Genomic DNA, 20,840 nt, shown 5'->3' on the forward strand with positions numbered 1-20,840 from the left:
AAAATATTCTGTTATGCGTCTCCTTCCCCTGCTCCTTGTCCTCTTATTTTGCACCTGCGGCCGCGCCCAGGAATTTATGCCCATACTACAAGGAAGTAATTTCACTGGTTGGCATATCCAGATCAAAGACCAGGGTGTGGTCAGCCCCGAAGACCAGGCTATTTTCAGCCTGCGAAACGGTCAATTACGGGTTTATCCCGGTATTCCCGATCAGACGCCGCAGCCTTATGCTGCATTGATTACGGATAGTGTTTACCAAAATTTCCACCTCAAGCTGGAATACAAATGGGGCCAGGGAAAATACCCGCCGCGCGGTGATTTTGTGCGGGATGCGGGTATTCTTTTCCACGTTTTTGATACCACCCAATTTTGGGCCAGCGGGCTGGAATGTCAGATCCAGGAAGGAGATACCGGGGACGCCTGGCTGATCGGCGCGCGGGCCCAATCAAGCGTGCAAGACGTGATCAGGAACTACGACCCCAAGGGTAAAATACAGGAGCGCGGCGGTACTTATCCGCGCTTTTCCCGCTTTCACCGTGCCTACTGTTGGGAACGGACGGGCTGGAACTCCGTCGAGGTCATCGTAAAGGGGGCTGGCGCTGAATTTTACGTAAACGGTCATTTGGTTAATGCCCTTCAAGCGGCCGAGTATCCCGGGCCTGGCGATGAATGGTTGCCGCTTGACAAAGGCCGAATAATCCTACAGGCCGAAGGGGCACAAATACACTATCGCAGCGTAGTGTTGAAGCGGCTTTAGTGTAACGTGGAAGCTTTCCGTTCGGCGAGCGCTTGTTGTAAGCGGGCCACGACTTCGGGATACGCGTCGTGGACATTGTTACTTTCGGCAATATCTTCCCGCAGGTTATAGAGTTCAGGGCCTTGGTTGTCTTCCTCACGGCGGGCTCCGCCGTAGGGCAAATACTTCCATTCTCCTTGTCGGATGCCGTAGAACTTTTCATTTTTGGTATACAACATGGTCTCCGGCTGTGTGGATTCACTCACCCTTTCCAGGTGGGCGGAAAGGTTTTGCCCATCCAACATTTGCGGGTCTACGGGCGCATTGGCGTAATGGGCGATGGTCGGAAGAAGGTCAAGCGTGGATGCGATTTTTGTACTGGTTCTACCACCATCAAACTTGTTTTTCCAGCGCATAATGCAGGGCACCCGTACCCCTCCCTCAAAGTTGGAGAATTTACCTCCACGCAGGGGGTTGGCGCTTCCGGCTAATTCCTTGTACGCTAACCACGGGCCGTTATCGGAAGTAAAAATGACGATGGTGTTCTCTTCCAGCCCAAGCTCCTTTAGATGCGCCAACAACTGGCCGGTGTAGTGATCGATTTCCTCAATGACGTCCCCGTAGAGACCGCCGTTACTGCTTCCGGCGAAGGCTTCGGAAGCAAAGAGAGGTACGTGGGGCATGGTCGGTGCCAGGTAAATAAAAAATGGCTCTTCCCGGTCAGGGTCGATGAACGAGATGGCCCGCTCGAAGTACCGCCTGGTCAGGGTAGCTTGGTCAGCAGGATATTCGGTAATCGCTTGTCCTTCCATCAAAGGGACTAAATTCTGACGGCCGCTTTCATTGATTTCCTGACGCGTATGGCTGCGGTTGAAAGCTTGATCAGCCTTGGCTTTTTCTAGGGTGTAGCCATCGAGGAAGGTAGCATTTTCAGCGAAGGGCTGGGCATCTCCGAGATGCATATCGTTACTGTAGGGTAAACCGAAGAATACATCAAACCCTTGGTTGTTGGGCAGGCTCTGGGCATGGTCTCCGAGGTGCCACTTGCCAATGCATGCCGTGCGGTAACCCAAAGGACGTAACAGCTCAGCGATGGTAACTTCAGCCGAGTCCAGCCCTTTAGCACCGGGGAGTAGTACCCCTCCCACCCCGTTGCGGTCAGGATAGCGGCCGGTAAGCAAGGATGCTCGGGAAGGGGAACATACGGAGGCGGACACGTAAAAATCGGTAAATCGGATACCTTCCTGCGCCAACTGGTCAATATTTGGGGTAGCTATTGTTTGGGAGCCGTAGCAACTAAGATCCTGATATCCTTGATCATCGGTAAAGATGATGATGACGTTGGGAGGACGCTCATTGTGGGTAGAATGCTGCGCTTGCGGCTTACTGCTACATGCCAGCAATAATAATACTGGGGCTAAAAAAAATGTTTTCATAGGCCATAAGTTGTTTAAGCAGCTATGCTCACAATCCCGCCACAAATTCGGTAGGGGTTTTGTTGAATTCCTTTTTGAACAGTTTGGTAAAGTGGCTCTGGCTTTGAATACCGACCCGGTACATGACTTCTACTACAGTCAGGTTATTACTGGCCAGTAGCTCGGCGGCGCGTTGTACCCGGGTTTTGCGGATGATCTGCCCCACGCTTTCCCCCGTAGCTTCTTTTACGCGGCGGTAGAGTTTGGTGCGGCTGAGGCCGGCCATCCGACTGAGGTAATCGACGTCAAATTCGGCTTTCTCCAAATTATTCTCAATAATTTCCATGACTTCTTTCATGAATCCCTGGTCCTCCTCCCGGATGGCGATGTCACGGGCTTTACTGAAAGAATCCGTCAGGAAGCGATCCTGTTGGGATTTCTGGTGGCGCAGCAGGTTATTGGCAATCAACTCCAGTTCACTTAAATTGAAGGGTTTGGAGAGGTAGTAGTCGGCACCAGCTCCGATGCCTTCCAACCGACTTTCTACCGAAGCTTTAGCGGTGAGCAAGATGATGGGAATGTGCCGGGTAGCCTCATTTTGTTTGACTTTTGCACACAATTCCACCCCATCCATCTGGGGCATCATGATATCGCTTACGATCAGATTGGGCGGTTGTTTTTTGATCATTTCCAAGGCTACGGCACCGTTTTCTGCCAATTGGAGCAGGTAGCGATCGCGGAAGTGCTCTCCGAGAAAAAGCCGCAATTCGGGGTTGTCTTCTACGAATAAAACGGAGGGGCGGTCTCCCGTGAAGGTGGCAGGTTGGAATTCCTGGGGTGCCCCGGCTGGCAGGTTTTTCAGCAGCGGAAGATTGGAAGTGGCCGTTTTAACGACGTGGCTTTTAACCACTTGTTCCTCGGTGAGGTGATTTCTTCCGGTGGGTAGCCCAATCAGGAAAACCGTACCTTGTTTGGGTTCGCTGTAGACGTCAATTGTCCCCCGGTGCAACTGTACGATGCTGCGGACCATGGCCAGGCCAACGCCGGTGCTGCCCGCGCTGTCATCGGCCTCGGCGGGTTTGCTGTAGTAGCGGGTGAAGATGTGGGGTAAATCGCTGGCGTTGATCCCGGCCCCCGTATCCCGGACGCAGAGGTAGCTGTAGTCGGTGTCTTCGGGCAGGTCATTCCCTTCGCGGTAATGGTGGGCTGGCAGTGAGGAGGGGGCGGGAACTTCGCGGAGAACGGCCATTTTCACCAGGCCATGCGCGGGCGTGTATTTGAAAGCATTGCTGAGCAAATTTACGATCACCTTATCCATCGCCTTACGCTCAAACCACAGGTTATTGGTGAAGCCGACGGCCTCAAATTCGTATTCAATTTTATTGATCAGGGCGTGCTCCTGGAACTGCTTGAAGATTTCCCCGGCGAAGCCACTTAAATCGGTCTGCTCCGCCTGGAGGCGGTAGGCCCCGGTTTCCGTCTTGCGAAAATCCATCAACTCGTTGATCAGGTCCAGCAGCCGCTGGGCATTGCGCTCGATGATCCGCATGTACCTTTCCTGTTTCCGGGGTGGGACTTTTTCCTGCAACAGCTCGTGGAGCGGATTGAGGATCAGCGTAAGCGGGGTGCGGAACTCGTGGCTGATGTTGGTAAAGAATTGAAGGCGCGTCAAATGCATTTCCTGCGCCCGCTGTTCTTCCATCTGGGTAAACTCCAGGTTTTTTTTGAGGCGATCCCACCGTAGGAGGTAGTAATAAATCATGGCGAGCCCCGCCAGGAAGAGTACCACGTAAAGGAAACGTGCCACCTTAGAATTCCACCAAGGAGCCACGATGTGGATTTTTTTCTCAATGCGGTCGGCGTGCCAAATCCTGTTTTCCCGGGCGGCTTCCACTTGGAAGGTATAGGTTCCGTAATCCAGGTTGGCGAAGGTTGCCTCCCGCTTGCCCTCCGGAACCTCAATCCATTCGTTTTGGTAACCGAGCAAGCGATAACGGTAGCGGTCTTTGCCAGGATTGCGGTAGTTGAAGGAGCTGAAGCGAAGGGTGAAATTATTTTCTAAGTGAGATAGGCGGATTTCCTCCATTTCGTTGAGGTTCTGTGGCAGGATGGCCCACCGTTCCCCGATTTGCCCTACTTCCACTCTGCGCTGGTTAACGATCATGTCGCTGAGCGCCAGGCGGTCGGGCGTTTCCAGAGGCTCCAGAACCTTGCGGGGGTAGAAGTAATTCAGGCCATTGATGCCGCCAAAGTATAAGCGCCCATCTTTCCCGCAAGCGGCCGAACCGATCTTGAAGCTGTTGGACTGTAAGCCATCCGAGCGGTCAAAAACCTGGAAAGTTTCGGTTTCCGGGTCAAACATCGCCAAACCGTTGCCCCCCAGCCATAGATTTCCGTCTTGGTCCAAAAGCAAAGTCTCTACATCCCGCGAAGGGTTGCCCTCCGCCTGCCCGTAGGTTCGCACTTCGTAAGAGCCATTTTGGCCCGCTGATGGCTTGATGCGATTCAATCCCCCGCCCAGCGTGCCCGCGTAGATTGTCCCGTCGCTGGTGCGTTGGATGGGCCAGACGAAATTGGACGAAAGCCCCCCGTCCCCATCCTTCCCCGCCTGGTAGTTGCGGCTGTGGACGATTTCCCCATTGCGGTCCAGGAAAAGGTGGTTGAGCCCGTTGTCCGTTGCTGCCAGGACTTCGTTGCGCAGGGTATCACAATAAATATAGGTGACTTTGTTGGAGGTGATGCGATGATCTGACCCTTCGACGAAAATCTGCTCTACGGTATAATCACCGGGGCCACGGTAGCGAATACGGTTCATACCCCGCTCCCAGGAGCCCGCCCAGATTTGCCCGAGTCGATCCTCACCCAGGGTGAATACGCTTTTGCTGCTGATGGCGTCCGTTGCGCCTAATTCTACCCGGATATCCTCCCAGTAATTCTGGGCGGGATGAAAGACCTTAAGGCCTTCCGGGCTGCTTACCCAAACCCGCCCCGCCCGATCCTCCAGCAAGTCGGTAACACTACCCGAGGCGCTAAACACGGGGTCTTTGAATTGTTCAATCCGTCCGGTCGCAAGCTGCATCCGGTTGAGGCCCGTCCCCCGGGTGCCAATCCAGAGGTTGTTTTTGCTGTCTTCCAGAATGGCCCGTACGAAGTTGCCGGAAATGGAATTTTCAATTCCCAGTTGGTGGCGAATGGTGTAGAACGGCCTTGCGTATAGGTTGAGGTATTGGACGCCTCCACCGTAGGTGGCCATCCAAAGGGTACCGTCCTGGCCGTGGTACAAATCCCCGATCGGTAAGGCGGCATTGCCGCTGGCAACGTAGCGGTCGTTGAGCGGAATGAATTCAATCTCCCGTAAATCCTTATTTTGCTTCGAGCGGAATAAGCCCTGTTGCGAACCAATCCAGATTTCATCGTCCCGACCCTGGATTAAGTGCATCGTGCTGAGGCTAGGACGGGCCTCAAGCGCCAGCTGGTTATTCGCATGCCGCAATACAATGGGCAACAGTCTTACTACCTGCTGGTCAGGGACGTCCGTGGGCAACGAAAAAGTAAGCAAGGAGCGGCCTCCCCCCACCCACAAGTCGTCGCCAATCAAAACCAACCCCGCCGAAGTCACCACCTTTCTTCCCAGGCTATCTACCAACTGCACGTGCTTGAGTTCCGCCGGGCCCTGGACCTTGAGTTCCTTACAAAACAAACCGGCTCTGGCCAAAATCCACAGGCGGTCGGCACTGTCCAACGCAAATTCGTAAACGGGCCCGGTAGACTGATCCCTGAGCATCGGCAAGGCCGTCAACCGACCGGCTGCGTCTACGCCAAAGATTTCGGTGCCCTGCTCGCTGCCCAGCACGAGAACGTCCAGCCGGTTGTTGTACAGGACGTGCGAGATGCTCAATTGCTCAATCCTTTCCCGCTCGCCCACCGGCCAAACCAGTTCAATGTACCGCTCCTCGGTGGTTGAAAAACAACTGATCCCCCGTTGGGTCCCTAACCAAATTCGCCCGAGGTGATCAATGACCAGGTCATCAATGCGGTTGTTGTAGGCAGAGAGGATGGAGGTATCCCGGTTAAAGAAAGATTTAATCTCGTAGCCATCGAAACGGTCCAAACCCTGGTAGGTGCCGATCCACAAAAAACCGTGTTCGTCTTCTCCCAGGCAAGTGGCATCGGTATGGGAGAGCCCCTCGTCAATGGTCAGCTCCTTAAATCGAAACTCCCGGGGCTGTGCCTGCGCCACACCAAAACCCAGCAGTAATAAGCACAATAATATCTTTTGCATGTCGGTAGAGCTAAACCATCATTTGATCTCCAGTCGGTAGAGGCCTGCCCCGTGGCTGGCCACTACCGGCGCGAAACCAGCGGTGAAAATACCCAGGTCGCGGCGTTCCCAGCAATCCCTGATGGCGTAGGTGTTGCCAGTACCCAAGGCACTGAAATTAACCTCAACGGGCCTTGGCCCCTCATCGGAGAGATTGAACAGGGCCAGATACAGGGCTGAATCGTCTTCGGCCCGCGCCAGCCAGGTGCAAGAATGCTCGGTGCGTTCCAGTTGCCGGTTTTCTTTACTGGCCTGGTTGACGGCCAAGACTTCGGGGTTGGTAATCAGTTGGAGGGAGAGGGCGTCGCTTTCCGGCAGGTGCCCGCCAAACATCAGCGGATTGCGGAAAATACACCATAAAGTCATGAGCGTGTACTGCTCGTCTTCCGTGAAATTGGTTTGGCGGGGTGTGCCGATTTCCCCGCGAATGCCAATTTTCCCCAGTGGGAGCATGTCGGCATCGGGCCAGGCCCCGGGGACGCTGCGGCTGGCCCAGAGGGCACAGCGTTCAAACTGCCGTTTGAGGGCTGGCCAATCATCCCAAAAATCTGCGGAAATCCGCCACATGTGGGCGTGCCGGCGCAGGTGTTTGGCCAGGCCGATGTAGGCCGCGCCGGGCGAGATGCTGAGCACCAAAGGGCGTTCGGCGGCGGCCATGGCAATACTCAGCCCTTCGACTTCGTCCAGGCGGTAGTTGCTGAACATCCCGTCGCCATCCCAGGAACCCAAGTCATCGGCTTTGATGAAGTCAACGCCCCAGGAAGTGTACAATTCAATCAGGGAATGGTAGTAGGCCTGGCCAGCGGGGTGGGTCATATCAATGCCGTACATGGAATTGTACCAAAGGCACATGTCGTTGGGGTTTCCAACGTCCTGGGCCCGGGCGTCAGTGCCTTTAATGGGGGTATTTTGCTCGTAGCTGATCCAGGGCATGCCCCGCATGATGTGGATGCCGAATTTAAGGCCGAGGCTGTGGACGTAGTCGGCCAAAGGTTTGAAGCCCTGTCCGCCGGCGGCGCTGGGGAAGCGCGTTTCGTCTACTTGCAAGCGGCCGTAGGCATCGATGATCATCGGTATTTTGGGGCCTTTGTAGTTGTCCTTGGTCGCCTCAGGCGCGTACCAGCCCAGGTCAACGACTACGTATTCCCAGCCCAATACCTTGAGGTGTTCGGCCATGAAGTCGGCATTGGCCCGGACCTCGGCTTCGGTGACGTTTACGCCGAAGCAGTCCCAGGAATTCCACCCCATCGGTGGGCGTTGGGCGTAAGAAGGGTCGATAACTTGCATATCTGTACTTAATTTTTTCAGCTTTTGATGGGCGCGGACGCAGGTGCCAGGACCGAATTAAAGGAGCAGGGGAAGTAGGAGCTCCCGGCCGTCTTTAGCCCTTCCATTGCTCCTCAACGGATTATTGCACCTGCGGCCGCGCCCGGAATGGCGTTAGAAAAGCACGCCAAAAACAAAAATGAGGGCAAACATCAGGATCACGCTCAAGGTCCACCAAAAGGCCACCCCTTGGTACCAGGGGCGTCCGTCTTTGGGCAGAAACTGGAGCTTTTTGAGGTTGAAGGTCAGGTCGTCCGTAACTTTTTCCGGCGGCGGCGGGGCGGTTAGCAGGCTGATGACGGTCACCAAAACCATGCAAAAGGCCCAGTTGAGCAGGCCCTGGTTCGCGTAGGGGCCTAGCCACTCGGGGGCACCCCCGCTATTGACCCAGACTTTGACCAGAAAGCCAAAGATCAGACCGGCTACTGAGGTAGTGAAGGCAGCCGTACCGTTGACGCGTTTCCAGAAAGTTCCCAGCAGGAATACGGCCGAAAAAGGCGGGGCGAAAAAGGTGAAGAGCTCCTGGATGTACACAAAGAGGCTCTGCCCCAGGGTGGAGATCCAGATGCCCAGGAGGATGGACAGCACCAGCACCACGGCCGTAATGATGCGCCCAGTGCCCACCACCTCGTCTTCGCTGGCCCCCGGCTTGTAATACCGCTTGTAGAAATCCATCGTCAGGATGGTGGAAGTAGACGTGAGTACCGCACTGACCGTTGACTGAATGGCTCCGAACAAGGCCGCCAGCAGGATGCCGCGCAGTCCAACCGGAACGAGCAGACTGATGAGGTTAACGTAGGTTTTATCGGCCTCCGGGCGGATGTTCTCCAGGGACTGGCCAATGAGCATCTCGGGGTGGATGGCAAACCAGATCAGGCCCGGAATCACCACCACGAAGGGAATGAGCAGCTTGAGAAAACCAGCAAAGGTGACGCCCATCTGGGCGTGGTATTGGTCTTTGGCGCCCAGCACCCGCTGAATCATGAACTGGTTAATGACCGTATACCAGAGTCCGATGTAGAAGAAGCTCATGATCCAGTGCGTCCAGGGTGTCGTCTCGTGGGTCAGCGGCTGGATGACGGAGAGCCGGTTGTAGGTCTCGGTGTCGGCCCCGACAATGCCGGCGCGAATGTTATCCATCGCTTCGAGAAATAAGCCGGAATTTGCCTGGTTGCGTTCGAGCATGACCCGCGTTCCTTCCAGGATGCCGGCTCCCTCCCCGAGGTAGGCGAGCCCGAAAAACGTAACGCTGAGTCCGCCGAAAATCATGATGACAATCGTCAGCAAATCCATCCAGGCTACCGACTTTAACCCACCCCAGATGGCCCAGACGCCAGCCGCTACCCCAATGACCGCAATGCCCAGGTAAAGGCCAGTATCGGTGGCCGTACCGTCCAGTACCGCCGCGGGGTCTACGCCCAACAATTGATTGATGCCCATGACCCTTTCCAGGATGAGCCCCCCGCCGTAGATCACGGGCGCCAGGAAAGCCACGATGTTGGCGATGACTGTGATCAGGCCGAAAAAGAAGCGCATCTGAGAATTGAAGCGCTTTTCCAGAAACTCAGGAGCGGTGAAAACCTTGGCGCTGAGGAGAAAAGGGATGAAAATCCAGATCAGAAAGCTGAAGGCGATGATGCTGCTCCATTCTGGCGTAGCGACACATATGCCGTAGATGACCGCCGCGCCAATCATGCCGATGAAGTGCTCGGTCGAGATGTTGGCAGCAATGTAGGAGGCCCCTACCACGTACCAGGGTAAACTGCGGCCCGCCAGGAAGTAATCCGCACTGTCTTCGTCCTTTTTCCGGCCAAACCAGTAGCCGACAAAGCTGAGCAAGAGAAAGTAAGCAATGAAAGTAAGGTAGTCCCACGGAGTGAGCGCAAAAGAATTGCCCATGAAATGATGCTGCTAAAGCGTGATGAATAAGCTGGCGTAGCACTTGTGCATGAATCGAATCTGCATCACTGACAGCAAACGAAGTTTTTTGGCTACCGGGTAAAAGTCCTCACACTCCTCAGGCGAATCTTAGCGATTTTGTACCGACCATTGGCGAAAACGTTTTATCCAGCTTCCGATCGTCCTGACGGTGGGTGGGCTTGCCACTGGACGTTCGCTCGGCGGTGGATTTGTGCGGCGTGAAGCGAGGCGGGCTGGACTATTTTTTCGTCAGGAGGGTGTTTTCCAGCAGTAGGAAAGGTATGCCGTCGCGCAGCCACCGCTCTTGGGTGGCCAGGTAGCGCCGGTCGGCAATTTCCATGGCCAGGGAGGAAAGGATGATGTCTTGGTCGCCGTCGCCGTCCAGGTCGCCAACGTCGAGGCTCAGCCACCGGCCCATCCGGTGGTCCGCAAAAGTGTGGGGACTAAACTGGAGCGGCGCGTCCTGGCGCAGGTATACAAAGCCCGGAGAGCCGGGTTGTCCGTAATCGGGGAAATAAGCGACGGCCGCGATGTCAAGATCTCCGTCTTGGTCGAAGTCGACAGCCTGGGCACCGTAAGCGCCTGGCAGGTGATGGAAATAGACCGGTTCGAAGCGATCCTCCCCCGCGTTGCGAAAAAGGTAGACCCCGTGGTAAGGCTTGAGGATGGGGTGATAATCCGCATTGTCTCCGGCGGTGTAGAGGATATCCAGGTCGCCATCGCCGTCAAAATCGACCAACTCAAAGGAGGTGGAGCCGTAGGAAGGGGGAAATTGCAGGATGCTTTTTTCGCGGAAGCCTCCGGTCCCGTCGTTATAAAAAATGGAGATGCCTTCGCGGGCCTGCGCGAAGAGCGCTACTACGTCCGTGAAGCCATCGGCGTTCATATCCCGCAGGAAAGTCTTGACGGCACCGGCGCTTTCCCGTAGAGGGTGGCGGCGGTAGCCCGTGGGCGTACGCTCCCACCAGGCCAGGGCGCCCAGCCATTTGCCGAATTCGCACACCACAATGTCACGCAATCCATCCCCGTTGAGGTCGCCGAAGGTGGCGTGGACGGGACGACGCAGGGCGGGAAGCGGGGTCTGGGCCGGGAGCGCAGGATCATTAGGGTAGCGGATCAGGAAGCCTTCCGGGCGGTCGGACGCCAGGAAATTGCCGATGCCCGTCAGCCACAAGGCATCGGCTTCTGTATTAAGGTGAACGGCCCCCGAAGGGAAAGGGGCTTGTTTGACCAGCTCCAGTTGGTCGTTCCACTGGAATACCAGGCTTTTTTGGACGTCTGCGGTCATGAGCTTTCCCGGTTCCAGCACCTTGGCCAGGGTGGTTCCGGGCGGAGAAAAGCGGAGGCTGGGCAAGCGAAGTCGAAACGGCAGGGTGGTATCGGGCGTACTGCGGTAGGTGGCGGCGGGCAGGGTTGCCGGGGCTTGCTCCAGGTACCAGGCGAGGAGGCGGTCCCAATCTGCGGTGGCCAGGGTCGGCTCGGTAGGAAAAAGCCGCGCTTGGTCGATGAGCTGGGTGCCGAGCCCCGCTTCGGAGAACTGCTGCAGGATGCTGTCGGGAACCCCCGTGCGGAAGCCCAGCATGAATTTCATCTTGGGGAGCACGGCACGCTCCCAGGTGGCTTTATCCAGAAGTTGGGGCTCGGGGAAGGCGTGACATCCTCCGCAGGTGCTTTGGGCCAGTTCGGGAGTAGGCAGGTTGGAGGCGGGGACTTCTTCGGCGCAGTAGTATAAGGTCAGCATCAGGCCGCTCACAAAAATCGCCTTGGCCCACGTGCGTAGGTCATTCACCACAAAAGCCGCGTTGCAGGAGGAAGCGGGGTATTGTCTCATCTACCGCCAAATATAATTGGCCCCGGCCGTTAGGTAATAGGGCTCCAGTTGGTTATAGGGGTCATTGCGATCCAGGGGGGTGTAAAGATTGCGTAAGGACATGGTGTGCTTCAGGTAAAAAGCGACTTCCTGGCTAACATTGTACTGAATGCCCACCAGGTGGCTCAGGTCAGTAGGGTTGAATTGGTCCCGGATTTCATTGATTTGCAGAAAAGGATAAAAGCGGACATTGGCACCAGTTTCCTGGATCTTGCTGCGAATCAGGCGACCCACCGAAAAACCGGTAAATAATTCGACGGGAAAAATTCCCTTCTTTTTATCGCCAGGAGCGATGTGCAGCAAGAAGGGAAGCTCGACGTAATAGATTCCGATGTTGATGGAATTGCCAAAATCCCGAAGCTCTTCGCGGGAACTCGGTCGGGATCCCCGTTGGCTGTACAACCATTGCACACTGAAGTAAAAGCGATCGCTGAGCCGGACGATGCCCTTGATGCCCGTTTCGATGCCCAGGCGGCGGTAACCCGCGTAGGCATCACCGTCTACCTGAGACAGATTAGCGCCCAAGACCAGGCCCGCCTCAAACCTGCGTTGTGCTCCTGCCTGGGCAGCCAGGAGGAAAAGAAAACACGGAAAGAGAAAGGACTGCATAAATTTAAGCATAGTGCCCGATGGTTCGATTCCCCTAAAATTATACAAAGCCCGGAGGTGGAGGAGTGGAACCGGGCATTCCGGGTCAATAACGCTAGAGTTTGGTACGCATCGGCCATTAGTACCCGGATTTTCGTCGGTGCTTCATGGATCACTTCACCACTGTGGCTTTTTTCTTCCGCTTTCCTCCTTCGGTTAAAGCCGATGGATAGCAACTGCCCACCAATAATTGACCATGCCCCAGCAATTACTGTCTTTCCTCCTTCTGCTTTGCCTATCCCTGGTGGAGGTCAAGGCCCAAACACCGCGCTTTTCTGCCCCGGTGGAAATTAACCAACTTCCGCAAGCGGCTGCTGACCGTTACCGTTTCTCCCATCCCTTTGAAATACTGGTGGACCGGGCCGGCTTTTTGTGGGTGAGCAGCAAGGCAGGCCGGATCAGCCGGGTGGACCCGACGACGGGGCTCCGGCAAGTGGTTAAAGACCTGGGTCCGGTCATTCACTTCACCCGGTACACCAATAACAATGGCGTACTAAATCGCGTGGCCCAGGATGGCCTCCAGGGGATCGCCCTGCACAGCAATTACGGCGCAGGAACGGGGGAAGACTACCTTTACGCGGCTTATGTCTACGATGCCGATAATGGCCCGCAGTTGAACCGCAGGTTGCGGATCGTCCGGTACACCATCACCGAAAACGCGGGCGTACTCGGCACCTCCAACGGCACCCTATTACTGAATGGCCTGCCCGCCAGCAATGACCACAACGGCGGCCGTCTGCTTTTCGGGGCCGATGCAAAACTCTACTACGCCATTGGCGACCAGGGGGCCAACCAAGGGGCGAACCGGTGTAACCCCAACCTGGCGCAGGCTACCCCGACGCAGCAGGCCATCATTAGCGCCGACTGGACAAGCTACCAAGGCAAAATACTGCGCCTGAACCTCGACGGCAGTATTCCCATTGATAACCCGCTGATCAACGGCGTACGCAGCCACATTTTCTCCTACGGACACCGCAACCCCCAGGGCATCGCCTTCGGCGAACCAGTGGATGGCCGCCCGGCACTGCTGTACAGCAACGAGCACGGGCACCGTACGGATGATGAAGTCAAACTGATTAGGGCCGGAGGAAATTACGGTTGGCCAAACGTTGCCGGGTTTAAGGATGGCATTGGGTACCAGTACTACAATTGGAGCTCGTCGGCAAATTGTGGCAATTCCTCCTCCAGCGCCTGTCAACCCCCCAACGACGCGGCGACTTCCCCCGAGCTCGCTTTTAACCACCCCGACTTTCATCCACCCCTGGCGTCCTATTTCGTAGCTGCGAACCCGCCCTGCGACGACTTTTTTACCTGGCCGACTTTTGCCCCCTCTAGCCTGGAGCATTACCCTTTTCCCAACGGCATCCCTGGGTGGGAGAACAGTCTTTTAGTGACTACCCTCAAACGGGGCACCCTATACCGCCTTCAGTTGTCCCAGGATGGCAGCTCGATCGTATCGGATACCATTGGCTTTTTCACCAGCCGCAACCGCTACCGCGACCTGGCCATCAGCCCCGACGGCCGGAAAATCTACTTGCTCACCGACAGCATTGGGGGCACCTCCTTTGCCTCGGGAGCCAACGAAGAAGCGCTACTGAACCGAGGGTCGATACTGGAAATAAGCTATGACCCGGCCGTGGCCACCACCGGGGCCGCCCGTGTGACAGCGCCCTGGACCATTTTTCCAAACCCCACTTCCGGCCTGGTAAATCTTTCCACTGCGGCCCAGTGGCAAAACGGCCATTACACGGTATACGATAACCTTGGCCGTAGCATTCTTACTGGCAACATTACCGCCAGTAAGCTCGAACTGCGGCTCGATAATGCAGAGGCCGGCGTTTACCATATTCTGCTCGAAAACCAACGGCGCAACCTTTCGGCGACGCAGCGGATCGTCCTCCACAACCGTTGAGGGCTGGTTAAGGTAAAAAGCAGGGCAAAGCAGCTTTTTTTCGCACTATACCTCCCGCTATCCCGGCCTTTTGTACAAAAAGGCTAAAGAACAAAACAGATCCGCCAAGCCCCGCTGGGTGACTTGATGACATTTGTTCAACATTGTATTTATCACCTAAGGGGCATTAAGAGTAGTTCGCTCTGGTTTGAAACACGCTTTACTCCTGCTGTTTTACCCCGTTCGTACGGGGCTTCCGTTTTCCTTCGCGCCAGCCCGAACGGTTTCGCTTAAAGTCACTGCAAACGCTTTCTGAATGATCAACAACTTTTACCTGAAAACACTAGCGGGTTTTGTGCTGGCCCTGGTGCTTATGCTACCGCTTCAGGCACAGACTTTCTCCAACGGCTTCAAATTCAAGCCGGGCGTCACGGAGGAAAATTACCAAAACACCTTTACCGCCCGGAAGGTAACCACCCCGCCCACCATCGATGGCCAGCCCAATGATGCGGCCTGGGCCGAGGTACCCTGGAATTCCTACCAGATATTCCGGAAAGGTAACGACCCTACCGCCACCGAAGACCCTGTCTCCCCCACGGATTTCGATATGGAGTTTAAGGCCGTTTGGGACAACAACACGCTTTATCTCCTGATTCACATCACTGACGACGTCATCAGCTACCGCCCCGATGGCAATTGGTGGTGGCAAGACGCCGTAGAGTTCTACGTGCGCGGCAAGGGAGACATCGTTGTGGGCTACAACCGCAACAACCCCACCCATTCCAGTTTTGAGCGTTTACACCCCAACGAAGACAATCTGTTGGTCTCGTTGAACAACATGGGCATGTACCCTTCGGAAGCAGCGATCAGCATTACGGCTGCGGGCGGTACGAACGACATTTATTATGAGTACAAAGACGTCAGCTGGAGCGCCATGCTCGGAGGCATGGGTGCGACGCCCTCCGCGGGGGATTCCATTCGTTTTGCCATCATGGCCAACGAAGACGACGACGTGATGCCAACGGCGGAAACCGACACGGAACGGGACAACAACATGACCATTGCTACGCCCGATGAGCCCCGCTTTACCATGGAAAACTGGCCGGTATTGCGCCTGGCAGACGAAGACGGTGTTTTCCCCACCGGTGGCGGCGGTGGCGGCGAAGCTTATACGGGTAAGGGCTACGCCGGTGAAATCATTGGCCGGGCCTGGGATATGCCCGGAACGCTGGTGGACAGTACTACGGGGATATTTACCAACTCACGCAACCTCACCGTAGTAGACGCTAAACTGTTCGACATCGTGGGAGATACTGGGCCCAACCTGGCCATGGACTCTGCGATGACTTTCGGCATTTACCCACCTACTGGTCCAGCCCCTACTGATGCGGGTGGCTTGGATATCCGCGGCTACGTGACCAGTGGCAACCCCTTGTACACCCCCATCCGCTGGAACGGCGGCGTGCAGGGATGGCGGCAGGGAGGCAACTGGGCCCGCTATACCGTCGATATGCCCGCAGGCAGCTTCCACCTGGTTTACCGGGGCGACGTGCGGGAGTTCGCCAGGGCGAACCACAATTTTGACCTAAACATCTATGCTCCGGACGATCTGGATAATCCAGTTTGGACCTATACCGTGGACTTAACGGATGGCTTCCCCACCACTTACGGCGCGATCGCAAACCAGGTCGTCAACTTGGGCGGAGGCAACGCCGGTTCCGATTGGCTACGGCTTCTGGTACCCATCGAGGTTGCAGATGCGGGGGAATACGTCGTAGAAATGGACCAACGCTACTTTCCCTACGGTTTTACCATCTACGGAGACTTTACGTTTAACTACGCTGATGAGTTTCCCGCCATTGATGCGCCTTACGCTGGCCGTGGCTTTGCGTTTGGTGTAACGGATTCCGTTTGGTCTGCTCCTGGCCCCGATCTCGTCGCTGGTTCCAACGGAGCATTGGTGCCGGGAACCATTGACGTTCGTTGGTTCGACGTGGTGCTCGATACGGCAAACATCGCCGTGGACTCTGGCGTCGTCTTTGGCATCTACCCTCCTGCGGCAGGACAGATGCCCACGGACCGCGGCGGACAAAACACCCACAACTACACGACGCTAGGGGGCGACTCTCTCACGCAGATCATTTACCAGCCCATCCGCTGGAACGGTGGCCCACAAGTTTGGCGGGGCTCTGGAAAATGGACCCGCTACACGGTCAATTTCCAGGACGGCCGCTACAAGTACAACTACCGGGCCGACACGCGGGCCTTCGTGCGCAGTGGACACAAGTATACCCTTCGGATTTTCGACCCCGCCAATATGGTATTTCCCATTTTCGAAAAGGTCATCGACCTGACCTCGAACTTCCCGGCCGACTCAACCAGCGTCAGCAACGGCGTGGAAAACCTCGGCGGTGGCAATGCCCAGACCGACTGGATGCGCCTGCAAGAAGACATTATTATTCCTGCATCCGGCGATTACGTCGTTGAGCTTGACGAAAGTTTCTTCCCCTACGGACCATCTATTCTCGGGGAAATAAATTTCAATACCTTTATCCCGACCAATACGCGTGAAAATGCGCGGGTAGTGGAAAATATTTTCAAGGTTTACCCCAATCCTACCCCCAACGTTTTCCGGGTCGAAGCGCTAGGCAATGGCTTGAACGGCCGCCTTGATCTTTATTCCATGGAAGGTCGACAGCTCCAATCCATCAAGGTGGAAAATGCCCGGCAGGTAAATTTTGATCTCACCGGATTGCCCAATGGCATGTACATACTGCGTATGCTCGGCGACGACGGCATGCAAACGCGCATGGTGCTGAAAACCGAGTAACCGTTGAGGCGGGTATTCGCTATCCACTACCGCGCTGAATTTGCGGCGTAACGCACAAGTCTGATAAGCTCAGCAGCCGGAACTACTTCACCGTAGTTCCGGCTTTTTTAGTGGTGAGGGTGTTGGGGGAATTATCCTTGCGCTCCTTATTTAGCGCTGCGGATTTTGTCATTTCTACGGGGCATAGCGCGCATAGCCCCCCCCTCCCCTACTGGGCCATGGATAATTTTGCAGTATATCCGCGCAGCAAATGATCAAGCGAAAAGTAACAGGAGGTAAGTTCAGGAAAATATTTTCCACTACCAGCGGGATGGGTTGGCGGCCGAGGCGAGGGCTGGCTGGCGGACTACCATTCTCCCCCAACTTCCTATGCACCTGCGGCCGCGCAAAATACCTGCCTGAAGAAGGATTAATTCAATTCGCTCTGCGTGCGATAACCCGCCATAAATAATGGCGTGGAGGCGCTGAGCAACAACAGCCTGTGGGCGCGGCCGCAGGTGCAGGGAATGGGGATGAAGAGCAATGCGCTGAGCAGCAGGAGTATTTCCATCAAGCGCATCCCAATCGAGTAGAATTAGATAAGGGTCATGATTTAGAAATTTATATTCCATAAAAGCAGTGTCCGTTATCGCGATCCTCTCCAATCACCGGACTTGCGTAGGCGCTGGATGCTCGACTTGGCGGGTTTTAGAGCTTGTCTAAAGTTTTTAAGAACTGATAATCAATGACTTACGGTTCTGGTTAGACAAAAAATTGCGCGCATAGTGAACTACGTAAGCCATTTTTTGTGACGCCAGGTTCGTAAGTGCTTGGTTATCAGGAAGTAAAAATTTAGACAAGCTCTTAGCCTTAATTTTTTGTCCATAGTCAAGCAGTAGCCTTAGTGGTTAAAAAAACCGCGCAGCGGAAAAGCGCAGTCTCCTAAAGGGAGCACGGGTCAACCCCAAATAACTAGTGGACCGTTAGACTTACGCCATGCCTGGCGCACCCCAATAAAAAGGGCGGCCCTGTTGGGCCGCCCGAAAATGTCAAATCATAACATGAAAAATGAAACCCAAATAATTTTTCACGAGAGAGGTATAAATAAAAACGAACGGAGTGGGGCGGGAAATGCCCAAATTTTATAGTCTCCTCTTTCATCCGGCACCCGCTCTTGTGTACCGGACAAAAAAATATGCATCATCAATTACCAGCCGCCGCAGCCACTTTCACCGCGAAAATGTTATCCGTCCCCGGGGAAAAAGCCGGGGCAGCTGAAGGGCCGCCCCGGCCGTGAATAATTACACACAATATGTTGCAAGCGTTTCTTACAACAGTGAACAACAGTAATTCAATTCACTTTTTACGGCAGTTTTTTAGGTTAAGAAAAACAGATCGTACACCTTTTTTCGGGGCCATTAGTTTCCGTCCCAGGGGAAGCTGCCGCAATCGACTTTAAGGATGGTGATATTAAAGACACAGCTGTTTTCACAACCATTCCCATCGGTGTAAGTATAAGTGATGGTGTGGGTGCCGGGCCCCGCCACTAATGGACTGAAAATCCCCGCCGCAACTCCCGGGCCGCTGTAGGTCCCTCCGCTGGGCGTCGCCAGATCCAGGGGAAAGGGAGCGGTGGTCAAGCAAAAGGTCCGATCCATCGGGCAATCCAAAACAGGCAAGGGGAAAACCGTCACACTCACCGTCTGGCTGGCGTCACAACCGTTGGCATCGGTGAAGGTGTAGGTCACATCGTAAGTGCCAGCGCCTGCCGCACTCACATCAAGCGTGGCCGTACCCGCTGCGTTATTGGCCGTGAAGCCCGCTGGTGCCGTCGTCGTGAATACACCGCCCGCTGGGGTGGCCGTGAAGCTCATGTCCGCGCCGTCGATACAGACGTCGGCGGGGTCGTTAAGGGTGACTGCGGGTTCGGGGAAAATTGTTACACTGACCGTCCGGCTACCCTCGCAGCCCCCGGCGTCGGTGAAGGAGTAAACAACATCGTAGGTGCCCACGCCTGCTGCGCTGACATCCAGCATAGCCGTACCCGCTGCTCCATTGGAAGTGAAGCCCGCAGGAGCCGTCGTCGTGAAGGTACCGCCCACGGGCGTGGCCGTGAAGCTCATGTCTACTCCGTCAATGCAGACGTCGGCGGGGTCATTGAGCATTATTTCTGGTCCCGCACAAAGTTGGAGTGTAATCATAAAACTTCCACATTGGCCGTTTGCGCTGGCGCCATCCGAAGTGAAAGTGTAAGTCGCACAGCCCGGTCCAGAAACCGTGATTGACTCATTGCAAGGGTCATAAGCGTAAACATCATTTGCATCTGCCACTTCAGTCCAAACGCCCTCCGCAATTATGCCTTCACAATCCAGCAAGCTCTGCAAAAAGATGTTTTCGTCTATACCGCTATAGCAAAGCGTCTGGTAACTATTCAGGGTGTCGAGCCAGCCTCATATAGTCACAATTTCCCGGAGTGAAGAGGTTAACGAGTTCTTCTACCGGGTCCGCCTGCCGCTTTATTGCAGTAGCAACAAAGGAGCGAATGTCCATAAATTCCTGGGCGGCGACCAGCGAACGGAAGCCTCCAGATACTTTTTGACGGACCTTATTCATGCGCAGATCCCTTTCCGCCTGATTATTATCAAACTGAGCCAATGCATGCGTCATAAAACGTAACACTTCGTCTTCATTGTCTCTTAGTCGCAGCAGTAGGTTCACCGTTTTGGTTTGAGCTGTTCGCCCGCGCGTACTCCCGTCCTCTTTAACGGCCGGAGGATTTTGCTTCAGCCCGATCGCAAGGAGCTCGCGGTATTTTTTTCGGTGGCGGCCCTGCCATCGGCGATCAACGACACTGGTGGAGGATTCGACTTTTTGTCGCTTTACTTGGAGCAAAAGTTTGATGAAGGGATCGGCCCATTCTCCCTGTTTATCCCGATCAATAGCATAGATAAGGTCACGTAGCAGATGGGCAACACATAAGGAGTGAGTGGCTTGGGGATAGGCATGATAAGAGTGATAGTCATCCCGGTGCAGGATTCCTTCAAACCAAGTGAGCACATCCATCTCATCATGTGCTTCACGTCCTCTCTTGGGATGAATCATGAACAAACTGAACAATTCCGTTGCCGCCACATGTACCCAGTGTCCGATACCTTTGACCTTCATACCCGTCTCGTCAAAAAAGCCGCACAGGGATGCTATTATGGAAAAGCGTAACGTCTCCAGAAACTCCGGTAATTGGCGTGCAGCACTCTTGCGAAAGTTGTCCAGCGTTCCGGTACTCAAGTTTACGCCAAAAACCTTCAGTAACTGCTTGGTCCGAAAAGCAGGTATGAATTGAAAAGCTGATAGATAGACACTGATCGCTTTGACTCTGGGGCCGTACTGGAATTCGTGCTTGATATCTTCCGGGCAACCAGCTGCCTGCCATTGGATGGCACAGCATGGGCAGGTCTTGATTTCAATCCTGTGCTCGGTAACAATCGTTTTTAGCGGTGGAATATCTTCCACCTGCTTGCGAATAAAACCATCCGGAGATACTCCTGATAAGTTAGATCCGCAGCCCGGGCACGCGGTGATCGTGTAGGGGATAATCTCGTCGGGATTGTCGATCAGGCGGCTCTTGCTTCCTTTGTGCCCCGATTGACCGCCGGGATTTTTGCCCGACTTTTCCCGTAGAGACCTTGCCTTAGTAGGCTTGAAGTCATCCTTGCTTGGCGGCTTGGAACTATTGCCACTAGTAACCGCTAACTTATCTTCAAGCTTCTTTATCGTCGCTTGCTGAGCTTCGCAGAATGGCATGAATAAGTCCACAAGCATCAAGCCCTCAGCACTAAGCGCCGGGCGGAGATTATCAACTTCAGCCTTAAGTTTTGCGAAAGTCATGCCGAAAAGTACTACTAAT

11 protein-coding genes are annotated in these 20,840 nt (G+C 54.9%); 3 read left to right on the forward strand and 8 right to left on the reverse strand.

Features of this window, described 5'->3' with window-relative positions; translation table 11 throughout:
* Nucleotides 1-13: 13 nt before the first annotated feature.
* Nucleotides 14-757, forward strand: a complete 744-nt coding sequence (locus tag H9S92_RS12920) for a 3-keto-disaccharide hydrolase (RefSeq protein WP_187467127.1) — start codon at nt 14-16, stop codon at nt 755-757.
* Here the strand turns inward: H9S92_RS12920 and H9S92_RS12925 are convergent.
* The 6 genes from H9S92_RS12925 to H9S92_RS12950 form a co-directional block, all read right to left on the reverse strand.
* Nucleotides 754-2,172 carry a sulfatase family protein gene (locus H9S92_RS12925; protein WP_187467128.1) on the reverse strand — a complete coding sequence of 473 codons (1,419 nt, stop codon included), beginning with the start codon at nt 2,170-2,172 and terminating at the stop codon, nt 754-756. The two genes, H9S92_RS12920 and H9S92_RS12925, sit on opposite strands and share 4 nt — an antisense overlap.
* Before the next feature lie 28 nt (nt 2,173-2,200).
* Nucleotides 2,201-6,433, reverse strand: coding sequence for a hybrid sensor histidine kinase/response regulator transcription factor (locus H9S92_RS12930; protein ID WP_187467129.1), 4,233 nt, complete (start codon nt 6,431-6,433; stop codon nt 2,201-2,203).
* Nucleotides 6,434-6,451: 18 nt separating this feature from the next.
* The gene (locus H9S92_RS12935) at nt 6,452-7,759 is read right to left on the reverse strand and encodes a glycoside hydrolase family 27 protein (protein ID WP_187467130.1); all 1,308 of its coding nucleotides are present in this window, start codon (nt 7,757-7,759) and stop codon (nt 6,452-6,454) included.
* A gap of 153 nt (nt 7,760-7,912) precedes the next feature.
* Entirely contained in the window at nt 7,913-9,697 is a 1,785-nt protein-coding gene (locus tag H9S92_RS12940) for an SLC5 family protein (protein ID WP_187467131.1), read from the reverse strand.
* 259 nt (nt 9,698-9,956) lie between these two features.
* A complete protein-coding gene (locus tag H9S92_RS12945) occupies nt 9,957-11,549 on the reverse strand; it encodes an FG-GAP repeat domain-containing protein (protein WP_187467132.1) in 1,593 nt (530 codons plus the stop codon).
* Nucleotides 11,550-12,197, reverse strand: a complete 648-nt coding sequence (locus tag H9S92_RS12950) for an outer membrane beta-barrel protein (RefSeq protein WP_222936092.1) — start codon at nt 12,195-12,197, stop codon at nt 11,550-11,552.
* Between the two features lie 235 nt (nt 12,198-12,432).
* On the opposite strand from H9S92_RS12950, the gene H9S92_RS12955 reads away from it, so the two are divergent.
* Together H9S92_RS12955 and H9S92_RS12960 are read left to right on the forward strand one after the other, a co-directional pair.
* A complete protein-coding gene (locus H9S92_RS12955; protein ID WP_187467134.1) occupies nt 12,433-14,148 on the forward strand; it encodes a PQQ-dependent sugar dehydrogenase in 1,716 nt (571 codons plus the stop codon).
* 295 nt (nt 14,149-14,443) lie between these two features.
* Nucleotides 14,444-16,957 carry a sugar-binding protein gene (locus tag H9S92_RS12960; protein ID WP_187467135.1) on the forward strand — a complete coding sequence of 838 codons (2,514 nt, stop codon included), beginning with the start codon at nt 14,444-14,446 and terminating at the stop codon, nt 16,955-16,957.
* A 1,397-nt stretch (nt 16,958-18,354) separates the two neighbouring features.
* Here H9S92_RS12960 and H9S92_RS12965 read toward each other — a convergent pair.
* Nucleotides 18,355-19,137, reverse strand: coding sequence for a hypothetical protein (locus H9S92_RS12965; RefSeq protein WP_187467136.1), 783 nt, complete (start codon nt 19,135-19,137; stop codon nt 18,355-18,357).
* A 226-nt stretch (nt 19,138-19,363) separates the two neighbouring features.
* A partial coding sequence (gene tnpC, locus H9S92_RS12970) for an IS66 family transposase (RefSeq protein ID WP_222936018.1) occupies nt 19,364-20,840 on the reverse strand: 1,477 nt, incomplete at its 5' end.

This window comes from Neolewinella lacunae (genome assembly GCF_014349155.1).
GTDB classification, from domain to species: domain Bacteria; phylum Bacteroidota; class Bacteroidia; order Chitinophagales; family Saprospiraceae; genus Neolewinella; species Neolewinella lacunae.

What these genes read in the sequence shown, in the direction of transcription:
- H9S92_RS12920 (WP_187467127.1), top strand. Translation starts at nt 14, where the DNA reads ATGCGTCTCCTTCCCCTGCTCCTTGTCCTCTTATTTTGCACCTGCGGC.
- H9S92_RS12925 (WP_187467128.1), bottom strand. Translation starts at nt 2,172, where the DNA reads ATGAAAACATTTTTTTTAGCCCCAGTATTATTATTGCTGGCATGTAGC.
- H9S92_RS12930 (WP_187467129.1), bottom strand. Translation starts at nt 6,433, where the DNA reads ATGCAAAAGATATTATTGTGCTTATTACTGCTGGGTTTTGGTGTGGCG.
- H9S92_RS12935 (WP_187467130.1), bottom strand. Translation starts at nt 7,759, where the DNA reads ATGCAAGTTATCGACCCTTCTTACGCCCAACGCCCACCGATGGGGTGG.
- H9S92_RS12940 (WP_187467131.1), bottom strand. Translation starts at nt 9,697, where the DNA reads ATGGGCAATTCTTTTGCGCTCACTCCGTGGGACTACCTTACTTTCATT.
- H9S92_RS12945 (WP_187467132.1), bottom strand. Translation starts at nt 11,549, where the DNA reads ATGAGACAATACCCCGCTTCCTCCTGCAACGCGGCTTTTGTGGTGAAT.
- H9S92_RS12950 (WP_222936092.1), bottom strand. Translation starts at nt 12,197, where the DNA reads ATGCAGTCCTTTCTCTTTCCGTGTTTTCTTTTCCTCCTGGCTGCCCAG.
- H9S92_RS12955 (WP_187467134.1), top strand. Translation starts at nt 12,433, where the DNA reads ATGCCCCAGCAATTACTGTCTTTCCTCCTTCTGCTTTGCCTATCCCTG.
- H9S92_RS12960 (WP_187467135.1), top strand. Translation starts at nt 14,444, where the DNA reads ATGATCAACAACTTTTACCTGAAAACACTAGCGGGTTTTGTGCTGGCC.
- H9S92_RS12965 (WP_187467136.1), bottom strand. Translation starts at nt 19,137, where the DNA reads ATGATTACACTCCAACTTTGTGCGGGACCAGAAATAATGCTCAATGAC.